The 18,194-nt window shown below is 39.4% G+C and carries 15 protein-coding genes; 10 read left to right on the top strand and 5 right to left on the bottom strand.

Going from position 1 to position 18,194, the window contains the following annotated elements; genetic code table 11:
• Positions 1-38: 38 nt before the first annotated feature.
• Genes HPE56_RS06505 through leuC form a run of 4 tightly spaced genes read right to left on the bottom strand, consistent with a single transcriptional unit; the run spans position 39 to position 4,037 of the window.
• Positions 39-1,556, bottom strand: coding sequence for an alpha-isopropylmalate synthase regulatory domain-containing protein (locus HPE56_RS06505; RefSeq protein WP_188242967.1), 1,518 nt, complete (start codon positions 1,554-1,556; stop codon positions 39-41).
• Between the two features lie 30 nt (positions 1,557-1,586).
• Entirely contained in the window at positions 1,587-2,183 is a 597-nt protein-coding gene (leuD, locus tag HPE56_RS06500) for a 3-isopropylmalate dehydratase small subunit (protein WP_188242966.1), read from the bottom strand.
• 51 nt (positions 2,184-2,234) lie between these two features.
• A complete protein-coding gene (locus HPE56_RS06495; protein ID WP_188242965.1) occupies positions 2,235-2,582 on the bottom strand; it encodes a four helix bundle protein in 348 nt (115 codons plus the stop codon).
• A 45-nt stretch (positions 2,583-2,627) separates the two neighbouring features.
• Positions 2,628-4,037 (bottom strand): 3-isopropylmalate dehydratase large subunit, encoded by a 1,410-nt coding sequence (gene leuC, locus HPE56_RS06490; RefSeq protein WP_188242964.1) that lies wholly within the window; start codon positions 4,035-4,037, stop codon positions 2,628-2,630.
• Between the two features lie 585 nt (positions 4,038-4,622).
• Here leuC and HPE56_RS06485 point away from each other — a divergent pair.
• The 7 genes from HPE56_RS06485 to HPE56_RS06455 all read left to right on the top strand — a co-directional run bounded on the left by HPE56_RS06485 (position 4,623) and on the right by HPE56_RS06455 (position 11,533).
• Positions 4,623-6,476 carry a tetratricopeptide repeat protein gene (locus HPE56_RS06485; protein ID WP_188242963.1) on the top strand — a complete coding sequence of 618 codons (1,854 nt, stop codon included), beginning with the start codon at positions 4,623-4,625 and terminating at the stop codon, positions 6,474-6,476.
• On the top strand, positions 6,473-7,210 hold the full coding sequence (locus HPE56_RS06480) for a LytR/AlgR family response regulator transcription factor (protein WP_188242962.1): 738 nt from the start codon (positions 6,473-6,475) through the stop codon (positions 7,208-7,210). The genes HPE56_RS06485 and HPE56_RS06480 overlap by 4 nt, the downstream gene beginning before the upstream one ends.
• A gap of 107 nt (positions 7,211-7,317) precedes the next feature.
• Positions 7,318-7,728 (top strand): hypothetical protein, encoded by a 411-nt coding sequence (locus tag HPE56_RS06475; RefSeq protein ID WP_188242961.1) that lies wholly within the window; start codon positions 7,318-7,320, stop codon positions 7,726-7,728.
• Positions 7,729-7,770: 42 nt separating this feature from the next.
• Positions 7,771-8,049, top strand: coding sequence for a hypothetical protein (locus tag HPE56_RS06470; protein ID WP_188242960.1), 279 nt, complete (start codon positions 7,771-7,773; stop codon positions 8,047-8,049).
• Positions 8,050-8,161: 112 nt separating this feature from the next.
• The gene (locus tag HPE56_RS06465) at positions 8,162-8,818 is read left to right on the top strand and encodes a hypothetical protein (protein WP_188242959.1); all 657 of its coding nucleotides are present in this window, start codon (positions 8,162-8,164) and stop codon (positions 8,816-8,818) included.
• A 48-nt stretch (positions 8,819-8,866) separates the two neighbouring features.
• Positions 8,867-10,033 carry a DUF6882 domain-containing protein gene (locus HPE56_RS06460; RefSeq protein ID WP_188242958.1) on the top strand — a complete coding sequence of 389 codons (1,167 nt, stop codon included), beginning with the start codon at positions 8,867-8,869 and terminating at the stop codon, positions 10,031-10,033.
• A gap of 6 nt (positions 10,034-10,039) precedes the next feature.
• The gene (locus tag HPE56_RS06455; RefSeq protein ID WP_188242957.1) at positions 10,040-11,533 is read left to right on the top strand and encodes a M48 family metallopeptidase; all 1,494 of its coding nucleotides are present in this window, start codon (positions 10,040-10,042) and stop codon (positions 11,531-11,533) included.
• 153 nt (positions 11,534-11,686) lie between these two features.
• Here HPE56_RS06455 and HPE56_RS06450 read toward each other — a convergent pair whose 3' ends face one another.
• Positions 11,687-12,763 (bottom strand): TPM domain-containing protein, encoded by a 1,077-nt coding sequence (locus HPE56_RS06450; protein ID WP_188242956.1) that lies wholly within the window; start codon positions 12,761-12,763, stop codon positions 11,687-11,689.
• 409 nt (positions 12,764-13,172) lie between these two features.
• On the opposite strand from HPE56_RS06450, the gene HPE56_RS06445 reads away from it, so the two are divergent.
• From HPE56_RS06445 to HPE56_RS06435, 3 genes are read left to right on the top strand one after another with little or no spacing between them, the layout of a single operon-like run.
• Complete coding sequence (locus HPE56_RS06445; protein ID WP_188242955.1) at positions 13,173-14,540, top strand: 3-keto-disaccharide hydrolase; 1,368 nt, start codon at positions 13,173-13,175, stop codon at positions 14,538-14,540.
• A 14-nt stretch (positions 14,541-14,554) separates the two neighbouring features.
• Positions 14,555-15,898 carry a Gfo/Idh/MocA family protein gene (locus HPE56_RS06440; RefSeq protein ID WP_188242954.1) on the top strand — a complete coding sequence of 448 codons (1,344 nt, stop codon included), beginning with the start codon at positions 14,555-14,557 and terminating at the stop codon, positions 15,896-15,898.
• 19 nt (positions 15,899-15,917) lie between these two features.
• On the top strand, positions 15,918-18,185 hold the full coding sequence (locus tag HPE56_RS06435; protein WP_188242953.1) for an alpha-L-rhamnosidase-related protein: 2,268 nt from the start codon (positions 15,918-15,920) through the stop codon (positions 18,183-18,185).
• Positions 18,186-18,194 lie beyond the last annotated feature (9 nt).

The raw sequence follows: 18,194 nt of genomic DNA, 5'->3' as shown, positions 1-18,194 counted from the left end.
TGATAAGCGCATGGCGAATAGCCAAATGTGTTATGTACTTAAATAATATTCAACATTTTTTCGGTCGCCTTAATGGCCGATACGGTTTGATCGGAATCCAGACCACGGGTTATGAATTCCGTACCATTATTATCCCAAGAGATGACAGTTTCACAAAGGGCATCGGAATTACTGCCGGGAGGTATACGTACCGCATAATCCGTTAGTTTGGGGAAATCCCGTTTCTTTACTTTATAAATCTTGCGCAAGGCATTCATAAAGGCGTCATATTGTCCGTCACCATGGGCATTGGCTTCATGCAGTTCCCCATCTATCTCCACAGCAACCGTTGTTGATGGTTTTAGTCCCTTGGAGTGGGTAAGAACGTAGGATTTAATAAATACCTTTTGTTGATGATCTCCACTGTTCAAAACATCGGAAATGATATATGGAAGATCATCTTTGGTTACCCGCTCTTTTTTATCACCTAAGTCGATGATCCGTTGCGTAACCTTTTTAAGTTCATCATCATTCAGCGTAAGGCCCAACTCCTGTAAATTCTTTTGGATATTCGCCTTACCTGATGTTTTGCCTAAAGCGTATTTGCGTTTTCGTCCGAACCTTTCGGGTAGAAGGTCATTGAAATATAGATTTTTCTTACTATCACCATCCGCATGGATGCCTGCAGTTTGGGTAAATACATTATCACCAACAATGGGTTTGTTCGCAGGAATACCGAAGCCGGTAAAAGCAGAAACCAATTTACTCACTTTATATAAAGAAGATTCATTGACCGTAATCTCTATTTCAGTCAGAAAATCGTGAATTACCGCTACAACACTGGCCATAGGGGCATTTCCGGCACGTTCACCCATCCCGTTTACGGTCAGATGTATGCCATGGCAACCGGCTTTTATGGCCTCCATCACATTCGAAACCCCAAGATCGTAGTCATTATGTCCGTGAAAATCAAAATGGGAATCAGGATAACGTTGTACGATTTCAGAAATATATTCAGAGGTTTCCGTATGGGTCAATACCCCCAATGTATCAGGAAGCAGAATACGTTCAACAGGTTGTTGGGTCAAAAAATCAAGGTATTGAAATACGTACTCTTTGGAATTTCGCATACCGTTACTCCAATCTTCCAAGTACACGTTGGTTTTTATACCGCGTTTTTGTGCTTGTTCGAGAATATTTGAAATATCACCAAAATGTTCCTCCGGTGTTTTTTTAAGCTGATGGGTAAGGTGGTTCAAAGAACCCTTTGTCAATAGGTTTTGAACACGGGCACCAGCTTTTTCCATCCATTCCAAAGAAATACCACCATCTACAAAAGTCAATATTTCGACCTTATCAAGATATTCTTTTTCCGCTGCCCAGCTTGTGATTTCCTGAACGGCTTTCAACTCACCATCAGATACACGGGCCGATGCAATTTCAATGCGATCGACTTTCAGCTCCTCTAGGAGTAATTTGGCCAAAGTCAGTTTTTCGGATACCGAAAAGGACACCCCAGATGTCTGTTCCCCATCACGAAGTGTGGTGTCCATTATTTCAATCCGCCGTTTGCTCATTTATAGGGAACTTGTCGATTATTATTACGTTTATAAAGGGGTATCTTGAGCGTATTCGCTTATCTTCTCCTTAATGTTCAATAAGAAATCGATATCATCGAAACCGTTCAGCATATTCGCTTTTTTATAGTGATTGATCTCAAAACTTTCCTTTTCACCTGTCGCAAGTATGGTGATGGATTGGTCAGGAAGGTTTATTTCCAATTCAGTTTTGGGGTCTGCCTCAATGGCCGTAAAGATCTTATGCAAGAATTCTGGAGTCACCTGAACGGGTAATACCCCGATATTCAAACAGTTGTTTCTAAAGATATCCGCAAAGAAACTTGAAACCACACAACGGAAGCCGCAATCATAAACGGCCCATGCGGCATGTTCCCGGGAAGAACCCGAACCGAAGTTTTTGCCACCAACCAAAATCTTACCACCGTAGATGGGATTGTTGAGCACAAAATCCTTTTTAGGGGTATTGTCTGGGTTATAACGCCAGTCCCTAAATAGGTTGTCACCAAAACCTTTTCGTTCGGTAGCCTTTAAAAAACGGGCTGGAATTATTTGATCGGTGTCTACATTCTCAATGGGAAGCGGTACCGCTGAAGATGTTACTATATTGAATTTATCGTATGCCATTTTTATTTTGCTTTACGCATTACGCAAATCGCGATGCGCTGATTATAACTACTATATCTTTTGAATTAAATTACTTATACTTCGTTTAACTTTATTTACTTTATCATATAAAGTGGTGTATGATACATCATCTATATATTTTAAATCCTTAGCTAGAAACATAAAATATTCTAACTCTGCTGCTGATCCTCTTGAAATAATTAAAAAACGTTTAAACTCTGCATCTGACGCCCTACCACAACCTTCTGCAATGTTAGAGGGAATTGAAAAAGATGCTCTTCTCATTTGACTTGTAATTCCAAATTCTTCATCCTTAGGGAAAGCTTTTGTAATACTATAAATATTCAATGTTATTTCATGTCCTAATTTCCACACATCATATTTACGATAATCCCTCATTTCAATTATAATTGGCGAATAGCGAATAGCGTTTTGCGCTTAGCCTTAAACTGCTTCCATCAACTCCCTAGGATCGGTTACCTTACCTGTTACGGCAGCGGCAGCGGCTACTAACGGACTTGCCAATAGTGTTCTTGATCCGGGACCCTGACGGCCTTCAAAATTCCGGTTCGATGTACTTACCGCATATTTACCGGCAGGAACCTTATCATCGTTCATGGCCAAACAGGCAGAACAACCTGGTTCACGCAATTCAAAACCAGCTTCATTTAGAATATCGAGTAGGCCTTCTTTCTTTATCGCTGCTTCCACTTGATGCGATCCAGGAACCAACCATGCCGTTACATTAGCTGCTTTTTTCCTTCCTTTAACTATGGATGTAAAGGCCCTGAAATCCTCAATCCTTCCATTGGTACAACTTCCAAGGAAAACAAAATCGATGGGTTTGCCCATCATACTTTCGCCTTCATTGAAATTCATATATTGAAGTGATTTTTGGTAGGTTGCGGCTCCACCTTCAACAGCATTCGCATTAGGAATATCATTTGAAATTCCGATACCCATTCCCGGATTGGTTCCGAAAGTAATCATAGGCTCAATGTTCGAAGCATCAAAAGTGATTTCCTTATCGAATTGTGAACCTTCGTCGGTGTACAAGGTTTCCCAATAGGCCATAGCCTTATCCAAGGCAGCACCTTTAGGAGAGAATTCACGTCCTTTTACATATTCAAAGGTTTTATCATCCGGAGCGATCATACCGCCACGGGCCCCCATTTCAATACTGAGGTTACAAACGGTCATTCGACCTTCCATCGTCATATCACGAAAAACCTGTCCCGCATATTCCACAAAATAACCTGTGGCACCTGAGGTGGTTAACTGTGAAATAATATACAAGGCAACATCCTTAGGGGTTACACCCCTGTTTAATGATCCCTCTACATTGATACGCATACTCTTGGGCTTAGTCTGCATAATACATTGTGTGGCCAAAACCATTTCAACCTCGGAAGTACCTATACCAAATGCAATGGCACCGAAAGCACCATGCGTGGAAGTATGGGAGTCTCCACATACGATTGTGGCCCCAGGTTGTGTAATGCCGTATTCAGGACCTACTACGTGTACAATCCCGTTTTTCTCATGGCCCAATCCCCAATAGGAGATACCGTAGGCTGCCGAATTTTCTTCCAAGGCCTTCAACTGATTGGCGGAAAGTGGGTCTTCAACAGGTAAATGTTGGTTGATGGTAGGGGTATTGTGATCCGCAGTGGCAAACGTTTTTTCTGGATGCAAAACTTTGATGCCCCTGTTTTTTAATCCTAAAAATGCCACGGGACTCGTGACTTCATGGACTAGGTGACGGTCAATGAACAATACATCCGGACCATTTTCAATATGTTCTACCACATGGGAATCCCATACTTTATCAAATAGTGTCTTTTTTGAACTCATAATGCTATTTCTTCTAAGGCTACAAAGCTATCAAAAGTAGACTTTCAAGGAAATTATTAGTATTGCAAATTACGACGTTCAACAAGGTCCCAATCATGGCATGGAGTCTTATGTGTGTGCATAAATCCCTTTTTCACATATACTTTACAGGTTGATAAATAGCTTTTGTAGTTGCTATAATCAAAAGGGTTTTCGCGTATTGGGGATTTTTGGGATTTTGTGTGGTACAATTGGATTATTCGATCAACTGAAAGCCTGGGTTTGTTTTGGATAGGCCAACGTACTATGATCGCTAAAAGGATTTTTTTTGATTAAAGGCGTTTGCAAAACTATTTCAGAAACTATTTTCTATTATTGAATTTTTGTTCAGGTTACCGCGAAATTCCAATAGAACCATTATTCAGGGCTAAGCTTCAAGATATGTCTTGATCCTTTATGTTGGGATTTGGCGAAATGAATTCCTTAAACGGTTTTCAAATTCATATGGGTGGTATTGAATATTTAAAAAAATAACATCAAATTCCTTTACTGATATTGGGGGTTCCTTAATTTAGCAACTTTTTAATAATGTTGAGTTTAGCTTTCATGATTTCAACCCTCAAAGGCCTTTGGCAATTATGTATTGCCATTTCTTTTACACTATTCTTTTTTACTTGTTCAAGACAAGATACCATTCAACCAAATATAGAAAGAAGATTGGCTGAACTGGATAGTCTATCCCAAACACAACCGGAACAGGCACTTTTGGCGTTGGATAGTTTATTACAAAACAATAAACACTTAACCACTTTGGAACGGGCCATGGTATTGTTTAATAAGGGAGAGGCTCTATACTTATATGACAAGTACCAGGAAGCCCTTAACACCCACTTGAAGGGTTATGAATTGTTTGTTGAATTGAATGATAAATACAATGAAGGTCGTTGTTTAATTACACTAAGTGGGGCATCACTTCATATGGGGGATTTTGAGACCTCCCAAGTTTATGCTTTAAAAGCATTGCATTTGGCCCAACTGATAGGTGATGCCCGAATTGAGGGAAAAGCCTACAACCAGCTATTTAAACTACATTTCAAATTAAAGGATTATGATAAGGCATTGTCTTACATTAAAGCAACGGATAGTTTATATGCCAAAGGAACCGACACGACCTCGATTATTGCCATAAAAAGCAATATTGCCAGCGTTTATTTGAAACTCAAAGAATATAATAAGGCCTTGGCAAGTTATTCGGAGGCCATGTCACTAAGTCAATCCAAGGGAAATCCCAAAACATTGGTAGCGGTCCTTAATAATATAGGATACACTTATATTGAAGCAGGGGATTTCGAGAGTGCGGAAAAATTTTTAAGAGGTGCTGTTGCCTTAAACAAAAATATAAAGGCCATAAACGGTGCGCCATATAAAGGCTTGGGCAATTTATTTTTATTGATGGCCAAAAATGATTCAGCAGAAGTGAATTACAACAAGGCATTGGATATCTATAAGTCCAATAAAAACGCAAAAGAAGAAATTGAAATAAGGGATAAACTGGTATCTATAGCTATTATGTTCGGGGATTACATAAAGGCTTTGAATCACCAGATAGTCAGGGATAGTTTACAAATGCATGTAAATAGTTTAGAAAAAGACAGACTTTTAAATTTTGCCAATGTCAATTATGAAGTGAAACAAAAACAAACGGAGATAAACCACCAAAAAGAAATCAATTCCAGGAATCATTGGCTTTTTATCAGTACCGTTATGTTATTTGTACTGTTATCCATTTTAATGGTGTTTTATATATATAACACCAAATTACGGGCTGCCAATAAGGCTTCGAAATTAGAACAAAGTTTACTGCGTGCCCAAATGAACCCACATTTCATATTCAATACACTTGCCGCCATCCAGAATATCACCTTAGAAGGAAACCCGATAAGGGCATCAAATCATATTTCGAAATTCTCTAAACTGATGAGACAAAATTTCGATTATGTAAGAAAAGAATCCATTACGTTGGATAAAGAGATTTCAATGATCTCCAATTATATAGAAACGCAACAATTACGATTTAATAATGCCTTTGCCTATTCCATTGAAATTGGGGAGACCATAGATGTTTCCAAAATAAAGGTACCTCCAATGCTACTGCAACCCTTTGTTGAGAATGCTATAGAATATGGCCTAAAAGAAAAAAAGGAAGGCGGTAGGATTCTTCTTAAAATAGAAAAAGATGCTCAAGGATTGCTATTTATGATTTCGGATAATGGGGTAGGGAGATCCGTAAAGGCAAAGCAGGAAAAAATAACGGAGGAACTGCACGCAACATCTATTTTTAGGGAACGTTTGAAAATGAGAAAAAGGGGAGAGGAAAAATCCTTTATTATAGAAGATCTCTTTGATGAAAATAACAAACCTACTGGCACAAAAGTGTTTTTTAAATTAAAAATCCAATGATAAAAGCGGTTATTATAGAAGATGAGTACAATGCAATGAATACATTGGATAAGCTTATTGGATACACCCAAAAGGATATTGAGGTTATTGCTAAAATCGATAATGTTGTTGAAGCCATAGCTTTTTTGAAAAAGCAAACACCTGATCTTATTTTTTTGGATATTGATCTTATTGGAGGAAATGCATTTCAAATTTTAGAGGCTTTGGACAGTATATCCTTTAAGTTGATTTTCACCACTGCCTACGATGAGTTCGCTATTAAAGCCATAAAGTTCGACACCATAGATTATCTGCTCAAACCTATAGATTCGGATGAATTGACAGCATGTATAGACCGCTTTAAGGAGGTCTTTAAAAAAGAGCAAGTCTATAAAAATGCCTTGGATAAGGTTAGTGAAATCAATGAGAAGGAAATTCAAAAAACGTTATTGATCAAAACGGCGGATGCACAGTATTTCCTTGAGATAAAGGAAATCATACGCTGCCAGTCCGATGGTAGTTATACGATTTTCCATACCGCGGACAGAAAAATAATGAGCGCCCGTAATCTTAAATACTACGAGAACATTTTAAGTGAACATACCTTTGTTAGGGTACATCAATCCCATTTGGTAAATATGAAATATATAAAGACCATTAACACCAATAATACCGTCTGCTTAACGAACAACGAGAAAATACCCGTAGCCACTCGTAAGAAATCGTATCTAAAACAGCTTTTGAAAAGCTTATAGGCGCAAATACAAAACAAATAACGGCAAATATAAAACGGTTTTAAAACAGCCCTTTTCAAATCTTAGTTTTGAGGCAAATAAACAAATAACCCTTAAAATAAAAGATCATGGGATTAAAAGAAAACCGATTTACCAAAACTTTTCAAGAAGAACAATTTCCACAATTAAAAGTCCAAATAATCGAAGCTGCAGGTTTTGATGTGGCATTCAATATTGAATGGGACACTTTATTTGAAAATCGTTTTTCACATCTTTATAACGACTCATATCCGAAAATTTACTTTTTACCACTTATTGAGGCTTTTAAATCTATTGCTTCAGATGATATGGGTAAAGAAGCTTTGGCAGAAAGTTTAAAGGCAATACATATCACAAACACCAAAGACCATCACAACCCCAAAAACGCATATTCTTTTGCCGACGGTATTTTAACTGTGGACCACAGTCCCATAATTAATGCCGATAAAGTGGAGGACAGGACAAAAACCCTAATTGATCTGTTGGAGAACAATTTATAAAAACGCAGATAATCGAATAGTTAACAGGTAATTGCCATTGATTTGTATAGATCTGCCATCCATATCGTTTTAATCGGATTCTTTTTGTCGCTCGTTGGCTGTGGGGTTTCCCAGGATGAGGCCAAAAAGGATCTTAAGGAGTATCTGAAGATACATCATGAAAACGAATATGAAATCCTGACTTTTAAAAGGAACTTTAATACGGCCAACATGAACCCTGATTTATTTTGGGTAGAAATAGGGCTTGTGGAAAATCCAAAGGTTATCATAAGTTTTGAATGGGACGCAAAAGATAAGGCCTTGTATATATCGGCATATTAGATATGGAAGCCTTTACGTATAATTCTAGCTAGGGTAAATCCTATTTTCTTACCACACAAGATAACCAGGAAGTCAGAAGCAATCAATAGCGCATTCATAACACCAGAATATCATGGAAAAAACAGCGTATTATAAAGCGTTTTTGGCCCAAACGCCCGAGGATATCATTCAATCCGTTTTTAAGAATGGGGAAGATGTTTTAGTAGCGATTTCATTGAATAACGGCGCCTATCTGGAAGGTGTGATTATAGATGTAAAACAAGAAGACAACCATCGTAAAATGGTTTGTATGCTTTCGCAAGATGAGCAAATATCTTTTTTTCAGGCACATGCCATAACGTTTATTACGGTTAAGCAACCTAAAAAGATGTTGGTGGAATTGTCTAAGGGGAACATTAGTAGACCAATGCCAACGAGTGATGAAAACCTTTCTGTTTTACAACTTAAACGATGGTTGAATACTGAAAAAGTTCAATTGGGGAATCAAATTAAGGAGCTTAAAATAGATACTATCCCTCTTGATACGCTTAACAACAGGCTAAACCTTCAAGATGTATGTAAAGCCTTGATCATAGCAAAAAGACAAATAACAAAGGATGGGTTGGGAAAGGAAGCTTGGCAAGGGATTGAGACCATTGTCGTAAAACAAGCGGATAGACTACAGCTACAAATTGAGGAAACGACCTTGACGATATCCATAGCCGTGGATAAAGCCTTGCCGAAACCACTATCTAAAATATTGGAAGAAAAACTACTTGATATAGTTTAAACAGAAAGAATCAATTTAAAGAATAAACAAACACAAAAAAATAATAGTATGGGACTAAAAGAAAAGAGAATAATCAAAGCATTTCAAAACGATTTATTTCCTGCATTGGAAACAAAGATCAATGAAGCAGCAGGATACGCCGTGCCTTTGGATATTTCATGGGATACGTTAATGGAAAATCGTTTTTCCCATTTATATAATGATACGTATCCAAAAATATATTTTCTACCCTTGATAGAAGCTTTTAAAGTCATTTGTTCGGACGAAATGGGGGCTGGACTTTTAAAGGCTGGATTAAAGAAAGTAATTATCGTAAATGAAAACAACGAACACAATTTGCAGCGTGCCATTACCTTTGAGGATGGAGTCTTGAAAATCGACCATAGTCCAGTCATAAATGCCGATAAGATAGCGGATAGGACAGCCCGGATTACCGCCTTATTGGAAGAAAAATTAGAGGATTTTGCGGAAGGGGCAACAGAAACCCCAACTTCAGAATCGGAAGATAAAAAAGAGGAAACTGCAGCATCCCAGGAAGCAGCCAAAATGGACATTCAAGAATTGTATAACCAATCCTTTTTGATCTCTATGGAAAAACAGGAGATCTTTAGCGAAATGGTGGAAGGTTTAGGCTGGAGTTGCGATATGCTTGAAGGCAAATTGACCTATGGGGAAGATAAGGTTTTCGACATACAGATTATTGGATCTTATTCCATAAATGAGAAAAGCTGGTTATGGTCATGGGCGAATACTCAAAGTGGTATTCCAGAAAAGTTTTTACAAACGGCTCGGGCCATGAAATCCATTGGAGAGGCATATCAGATAGAGGATTTGTTGACTCCTAAGAAAGAAATGGATGCCGACCCTGGAGCATATTTCTCGACCATAGCTTCTGCCATGTTAAAGGAAAGTTGCTATGTGCCGTTAACGTTCAAAGGTTTGGTCGTTTATGTAACGGTTACCTCAAAAGAGGCGGATAGTAAAGCACGGACAGCACCAGCATTGATCTGCTCACATTTTACCAATGTAGCGGCAAATTATACATTCCCACACAAGTACACGCTGTTCTTTTACCTAAAGGCCAAAGGATATGAAGTTGAACTTCCTGGCAACAACATTGTCGCTAAAAAAGGTGATGATCGGATTCTAGGGATTTTCGACTTAAAAGGGAATCTCATGAAAATTTCCAATTCAAAAATAACCGTTCAAGCTTAATACATTATGTCATACACATCACAAACAATATCAGACTTGGAAAAGGAACATCAAGAAGCTCTAAAAGCTGCACAGGATAAGATGTTAAAAGATCTAAACGATGCCCAAGCATCCGGTAATTACGATAAAATTGAGGAAGCAAGTATTGTATTCCAGAATATAACAACGGAATTAGCCACTGAATACACCAAACGTATTGAAGAAATCAATGCGATGAACCATAAAGTGGTAGCCGAGAATGTGCCAGGGATCTACACCGATAACAGGACCAATATAGATTTAAATCTTTTGGTTTATGATGGTGATAGGGATTATGTTCTTGAATTCCAAAAAGACGAATTAATACAGGATACCTTAAAAAAGGTAAATGAAAACAATGGCAAGTTCAAGTCTAGAAAACATTTGTTGAAATCAAGTTTAAGATTGACAAAAACCTTGGCTCCAATGCTTCATGAAATAGGGGAGCATTGTAAAAACACCTTAAAGCTTAAGGCCGATATTGAGTTTTTTGTCTACCAAAACGATATCTTCAATGCGTCTTGTTATCCCCCGGACGAGAATAAATTATATATTATTTTATCTTCCGGTATTTTAGAACGTTTTTCTAAGGAAGAATTGACTTTTGTAGTCGGCCATGAAATCGGACACGTACTTTTTGAACATTTTGATTATCCTGTACGACAAATTTTAGATGAAGGAGAAACCTGCTTGGCACCGATCCATGCCATGAAATTATATGCTTGGAACAGAAATGCCGAGATCAGTGCGGATAGGGCAGGATTGTTATGTTGTCAAAATTTTGAAGCGGTAGGGCGTACGTTCTTTAAATTATCTTCGGGAGTGACCACTGATTCCTTGGATTTTCAACTGAATGCCTACATAGAACAATTTGTGGATTTGGAGGAAGTATTGAACGATTCCAATCACGATCCTTCCGACTGGTATAGTAGCCATCCATTTAGTCCATTACGCATCAAGGCCTTAGAGCTTTTCAATAGAAGTGAAACCTATGCGGCTTTTAATAAAACTATCACCGGGGAAATTACCGAAGAAGCCATGGAGGTTGAAATCAAACGTATTATGTCGTTGATGGAGCCGGAAAATCTGGAAGATACTAGCGAACATTCCGAAAAAATACAGCGTTTAATGTTTTTGGGGGGCTATTTGATCTCAAAGGCAGACGGCGTGGTTGACGAGGCAGAGATACAGGCATTGAGTAGTATTGTTTCCCCCAAGGTTTTTGCCAATTGCATGATGACCATTAAGGGACTCACGGAACAGGAAATGATCAATGAGGTACAACAATTGACACAAGATCTGGATATTGTCTTGTCAGTGATGCAAAAGCTGAATATTCTAAGGGATCTATCGATTATATCCTACGCAGATGGACATATAGATGACCGTGAAGTAGGTGTGTTGTATAATTTAGCCATGCTATTGCGTATACATACCGATTTTATCGATCGTGTTATCAATGATGCGCAAGAGGTAAATTAGGGACCTGATTTGCATGCAATAAACTTGAGCTGGACTTTTAGCTAATATTTAATAGATCTTACATTCAAAAGGTAGTGATTTCATGTCACTACCTTTTTTTATTCTTTTGAGGATTATTTGATAAGGTGTATATGCGCCACGAAATTAAACAAACTACCAACTACCGCTGGAACCACCGCCCCCAGAGCTTCCCCCACCTCCTGAAAAGCTACTGCTCGAACTACTACTGAACCCGCTACTATAACTACTTCCCGAGGAACTATGGGTTGACGAACCAGCACTGTGAAAACCCGTACTTAGATTTTTATTGATAAATCGTTTATCACTCTTAAACCATGATAATTTATAAGAATCACCATGGGTATTTATGCTGTACATAGCAATAACCAACGGAATAAGGACCAAAACAATACCCAGAAGACCGTATAACCACATCAGATCATCGGCTAAAAAAGTAAGTCGGTCCGGATAGAATTCGAAATCAATGGCAACAATTCCCAAAAGGGGCATGAAAAAAAACACCAATCCGAATAGCATTGGATAAAGAGCGGCAAATAATGCAAAAGGAAAGTAGAGTAGGCTGACCTTCCCAATAAGAATTCCCCTAAAGGAGGCAATCAAACTTCGATAGGACCGAAATATTACATAGGCACCAACAGAGAGGAATACCGATAAAAACAGCGTTACAAAGATTTTGATGAAAATAGAGGAACCTTCATTTTGAGCTTCTTCCTTAAATTCCTTGGCCGCTTCGGGATTTCTTAAAATATCGATGATCTGTTCTGTGGCAAGGTCTATCCCCTCATAATATTGCTCTTTTTTAAATTGGGGTATAATTATTTGCCTTATGATCCGTGAGGCTATGGCATCGGTAATGTAGGGTTCCAAACCATACCCAACTTCAATCCGTACTTCCCGGTCTAATTGGGAAACGAGAATCAAAAGACCATTGTCCTTGCCTTTTTGACCAAGTTTATTTGCCTCAAAGGTTTTATACGCATAATTCTCTATGGTCTCTTGGTGTAGTTTCTTGATGGTAAGTACTGCAATTTGATTAGAGGTTTCCTGTTCAAAACCGGTTAGCCTCTCCGAGAGGAATTGCAATTCGGATGCATTGAAAATCCCGGCACTGTCCGTTACAATGCTATTGAGTATAGGGTATTTCTCTTGTGCCATGCAAAAACTTGCCAAAAGGAATAGCAGTCCGGTAAGGAGGTTTTTTGTTTTCATAGTGGTCAGCTATTTGCTTAGGCATTAATGGCTCCCTGTACTACGGTTGAGGGGGCAACCCATCACTTACGAATTCTTAAACGATTCGTTTTTTGTTCTATTGTTTATAGAAAGGGTTATCAATAGAAAAGGAAAAGAGACCATGATATTGTGTTGATATTTTCAAACACCCATCTATCGTTCGAAATAAAAAAGGGAGCCGATAGGATAGCTTGTTAAAGCTAAAGGGGAAATAGAAACAGGTTAAGGACGAATTGGGTATCACCCTAAATCCTTGATTTTCACTTAAGCCCTTAAGTATTTATTAAAATCCCATGCTTTTGAATGATAAATCCATGTTTATTCTTTAGAATACTGCTATTTTTATAGTGTATTTTTAACTCTAAATTAATCACATTCCTAAATAATTATGAAAAAAAGTAGTTTGAAGAAAGCATTATTGCTTCTTACCGTTATTGGTTTCTTAAGTTGTGCCCAAAAAGAAAAAGATAATACTCCATGGTCAACTATTTTCGATGGAAAAACCCTGGACGGTTGGTCGGTGATAGGTGGGGAGGCAACCTACAAAGTAGAAGATGGTGCCATTGTCGGGTCAACGGTTCGAAATACGCCAAACACGTTCTTAAGATCGGATAAACTTTATAGTGATTTTATTTTGGAATTGGATTATAAGGTCGATTCTTCCATGAATTCAGGAATTCAGATTCGTTCCAATAGTTTTCCTTATTATAGGGATGGAAGGGTTCACGGATATCAAATAGAGATAGACCCCTCTGAACGCGCATGGAGTGCAGGAATTTATGATGAGTCACGAAGAGGTTGGTTGTGTCCCTTGACCGATAATCCCGAAGCACAAAAAGCCTTTAAACAAAACGAATGGAACCATTACCGTATTGAGGCCATTGGCGATACCATTAAAACCTGGATCAATGATGTGCCGGCAGCCCATCTCATTGATGATAAAACCGCAACGGGCTTTATTGGCCTGCAAGTGCATGCCATTAAGGATACTCAAAAAGAAGGCACGCATATTATATGGAAAAACATAAACATCCTTACCGATAGTCTTGCTAAGTACGCCAGAAAGTCACCCCTTAAGCCTGTAATTACCAAAAACCAACTCACCATAGATGAAAAGAAGGATGGATGGAAATTACTGTGGGACGGAAAAACTACCAAAGGATGGCGTGGTGCCAAATTAGAGGAGTTTCCAAGCCAAGGATGGGAAATTGAGGACGGTGTGCTTTCTGTACTTTCATCAGGAGGTAAAGAATCCGCTGCCGGAGGGGATATTGTTACTAAGGAGTTGTATGGTGATTTTGAATTCAAGGTTGATTTCAAATTGACTCCAGCGGCAAACAGCGGTATAAAATATTATGTGGATACCGAAATCAACAAAGGACCGGGATCTTCTATCGGACTTGAATACCAAATATTGGATGACGCTTTACATCCTGATGCTAAATTGGGTAATCATGAAGGAAGTAGGACAGTCTCTTCCCTTTATGATTTGATCAAAGCGGATGCCAACAAACACATGAATCCGATCGGGGAATGGAACTCTGCACATATTATTTCAAAAGGTAATCATGTAGAGCATTGGTTGAATGGAATGAAAGTCTTGGAATACGAAAGAAACAGCGATGTTTTCAAAAAACTGGTTTCTGAAAGTAAGTATGCAAAGTGGCCCAATTTCGGCGAACTTGAAAAAGGACAGATCTTATTACAAGATCATGGGGATAGAGTGTCTTTCAAAAATATAAAAATTAAATCTTAAAAAACCTGGGGAACATGTCGAACAGAAGAAGTTTTATAAAAAAAGCAGTAACAGGAACAGCAGGTGTTGCATTGGGTGGTAGTTTAAATGCCATGAGTGCGCAGAGCTATTCCAAGATCATTGGGGCCAATGACCGTATCCATGTTGCTATCCAAGGTTTGGGTCGTAGGTACCAGGCTTATTTAGGGGGAATAGTTAAAAAAGAAAGCAATGTGGAGTTGCGCTATTTGTGCGATGTCATGAAAAGTCAACGTGAAAAAGCCGCAGAAGTGGTTTCCAAAGCCTTTCCGAATACCCCGATTTTAGAAAATGATATTCGCAAGATCATCGATGATAAACATATTGATGCCATTTTTATGGCTACCCCGGACCATTGGCATGCACCAGGGGCGTGTATGGCCATGCAGGCTGGAAAGCATGTGTTTTTGGAAAAACCATGTAGCCATAACCCTAGGGAAGGGGAATTGCTCGTAGCCTATCAAAAGAAATACAATAAGGTGGTGCAAATGGGTAACCAACAGCGATCTTCCGCCCAATCCCAAGAAATCATCAAGGATATCCATGAGGGAATTATCGGGGACGTTTATCACGCTACCGCATTTTACACCAGTAAAAGAGGACCTGTACCCCATCAAAAGGAAACGGCGCCACCAGAAGGGTTGGATTGGGAACTTTTTCAAGGTCCGGCCCCAAGACGCAATTATACCGATGATACATGGAATTATAATTGGCATTGGTACGGATGGGACTATGGTACAGCGGAAATGGGGAATAATGCCACACATGAATTGGACATAGCAAGATGGGCATTACAAGTAGAATATCCAGAACGTGTGGAAGTCAATTCAGGAAAATTCCAATATAAAGACGATGGCTGGGAAATGTACGATACCATGGAGGCTACGTTTAAGTTCGCTGATAATAAGATCATCAAATGGGACGGACAAAGTAGAAACGGGTATTCCAAATATGGTGCAGGTAGGGGTACTATCATCTACGGATCCAAAGGTTGTGTGTATATTGATCGCGATGGTTATAAATTGTACAGTTTAAAAGGGGAGCTTATCAGGGAAAATCTATCTCCAGGAATTGAATCAGGTAACGCACTTGGTGGAGGAGGAAGACTCTCCACAGCACATACCATAAACTTTTTTGATGCCATTCGCGGAAAAGCAGCTTTGACTTCACCTATTGATGAAGGAGTGGTCAGTCAATTGCTTACCCATTATGCGAACATAGCGTCCCGCATCGATGATGCTTTTGAGGTTGACGAAACCACAGGGCGAATATTCAATAGGGAAGCCATGAAGTTATGGTCAAGAACGTATGAACCTGGTTGGGAAATTAAACCTGTATAGGGTCGTATAAAACAATTTTATGGGCAGATTTAGGTTGTTCGGGGCCAATGATGTAAATCATGGTTCCGCTAGGAAAGGTACGTCGATTTTGCGGACTGTACCGAGGTTGTATTTTCTAAGTGTCACTCTTACTTTCTTGATGCTGGCTTGTAAAGGGAAGAAGGTAAACGATATTGTTTATGGTGAAGTTCCCGTAGACTTAACGGTGGAATACATTCGAAATACCAACAATGTGTTGATTGTTGATGATTCTCCCGAATTTGGGTGGATCGTTCCCCATTCGGCGATTTCCCAAAATGCCTACCAGCTATTGGTGGCTTCATCAGAAGACCAATTACGAAATGACATAGGCGATGTATGGGATTCTGGAAAAGTGTCGGATAAGCAGTCATCGAATGTTGAATATAAAGGTACTCCCTTAATTGTTGGACGGACGTATTATTGGAAAGTTAAAATCTGGGATGCTACGGATATGCCATCAGCATTTTCTGGAATACAGTCCTTTAAAATAGGAAAACGAGAAAAAGGGATCACTAGCGCAAATAGCCTTCAATTGGACCCCATTAGACCGATAACCTTAAAAGCAACGGATAAGAGTTCATATCGTATCGATTTTGGAAAAGCGGCCTTCGCTACCCTTCAACTTAAATACCGAGCCATAAAGAAGGATACTTTAGTCGTTCGCGTAGGCGAGCAATTGATCAATGGTAGGATCAATAGGGATCCTCAAGGAACCATCCGATATCAAGAGGTACGATTACCGGTTAACTCGCGTGAGAACACTTATATCTTACCCATTCTGCCCGATAAGCGGAATACAAAGGTAGGGGCCATTGCACTTCCCGATTCGGTTCCGGTTTTAATGCCTTTTAGATATGCCGAAATAGAACACGCCAAAGAGCCGATTTTCGAAAATGATGTGGTGCAATTGGCGTTTCATGGGTATTGGAACGATAACGAAAGCCGTTTTCAGAGTTCCGATACCATTCTTGATCAGGTATGGGATTTATGTAAATATTCCATTAAGGCAACCACCTTCGCAGGGGTTTATATAGATGGGGATAGGGAACGTATTCCGTATGAGGCGGATGCCTATCTTAACCAATTGAGTCATTATTCGACGGATAGGGAGTATGCCATGGCTAGGCGGACCATTGAGTATTTTATGGAACATCCTACCTGGCCAACGGAATGGCAGTTGCATGTGGCACTTATGTTTCATGCGGATTATATGTATACGGGTAATGCCGAACTAATCGAAAGGTATTATGAGGATTTAAAGTATAAGACCTTGGCTGGACTGCGTAGGGCAGACGGACTCATTAGTTCCGATAATGCAACGCCCGAATTCATGGGGAAGTTGGGGTTCAAAGATCCTAAGGTCAAATTGAAGGATATTGTGGATTGGCCACCGGCCCAAAAGGATACCGGTTGGAAATTGGCCACCCCGGAAGGGGAACGCGATGGTTTTGTCTTTACACCTATAAATACGGTTGTCAATTGTATGTACTATAGGAATTTGGAAATCATGGCCGAGTTCGCCGGAGTTTTGGATAAAGCGGATGATGTGAAATTCTATACTGATTTGGCCAAAAAAGTAAAGACCTCGATCAATACCGTATTGTTTGATCCTGTCCGAGGTGTTTATGTAGATGGGGAAGGTACGGAACATGCTTCCTTACATTCGAATATGATGGCTATGGCATTTCATATCGTACCGGAAACGGCTAAGGGTTCAGTAGCAAAATTTATTAAGGGTAGGGGGATGGCCTGTAGTGTCTATGGGTCCCAATATTTGTTGGAAGCCTTATACAACGCCGGTGAAGGGCAATATGCGTTGGATTTAATGACGGCTACGTCAAATAGAAGTTGGTATAATATGATCCGTATAGGATCAACGATGACCCTTGAGGCCTGGGACATGAAATACAAACCCAATTCCGATTGGAACCACGCTTGGGGTGCCGTTCCGGCCAATATGGTTGCGAGGGGATTATGGGGAATCAATCCCAAGGTTCCGGGTTACGACATCGCTACCATAAAACCACAATTGGGTTCCTTAAAAGAAACTTCCATCATTGTGCCTACCATTAAGGGACAGATCAAGGCGGTATACATGCTTTTGGGCGATACTCGGGAATTTACCATTGAAATCCCAGGAAATATGAAGGCTGAATTTGATGTTGGGCAATACCCCAAAGCAAAAATCATGCTTAACGGTATTAAAACCGAAAATGGAACACTTCATTTGCGGCCCGGGAAGAATACTATTTTGATTAGCCATTGATCTGCTTTC

The sequence above is a fragment of the Maribacter aquimaris genome, from assembly GCF_014596745.1.
Taxonomy (GTDB): domain Bacteria; phylum Bacteroidota; class Bacteroidia; order Flavobacteriales; family Flavobacteriaceae; genus Maribacter_A; species Maribacter_A aquimaris.
This window is presented reverse-complemented; position numbering and strand designations above follow the sequence as displayed.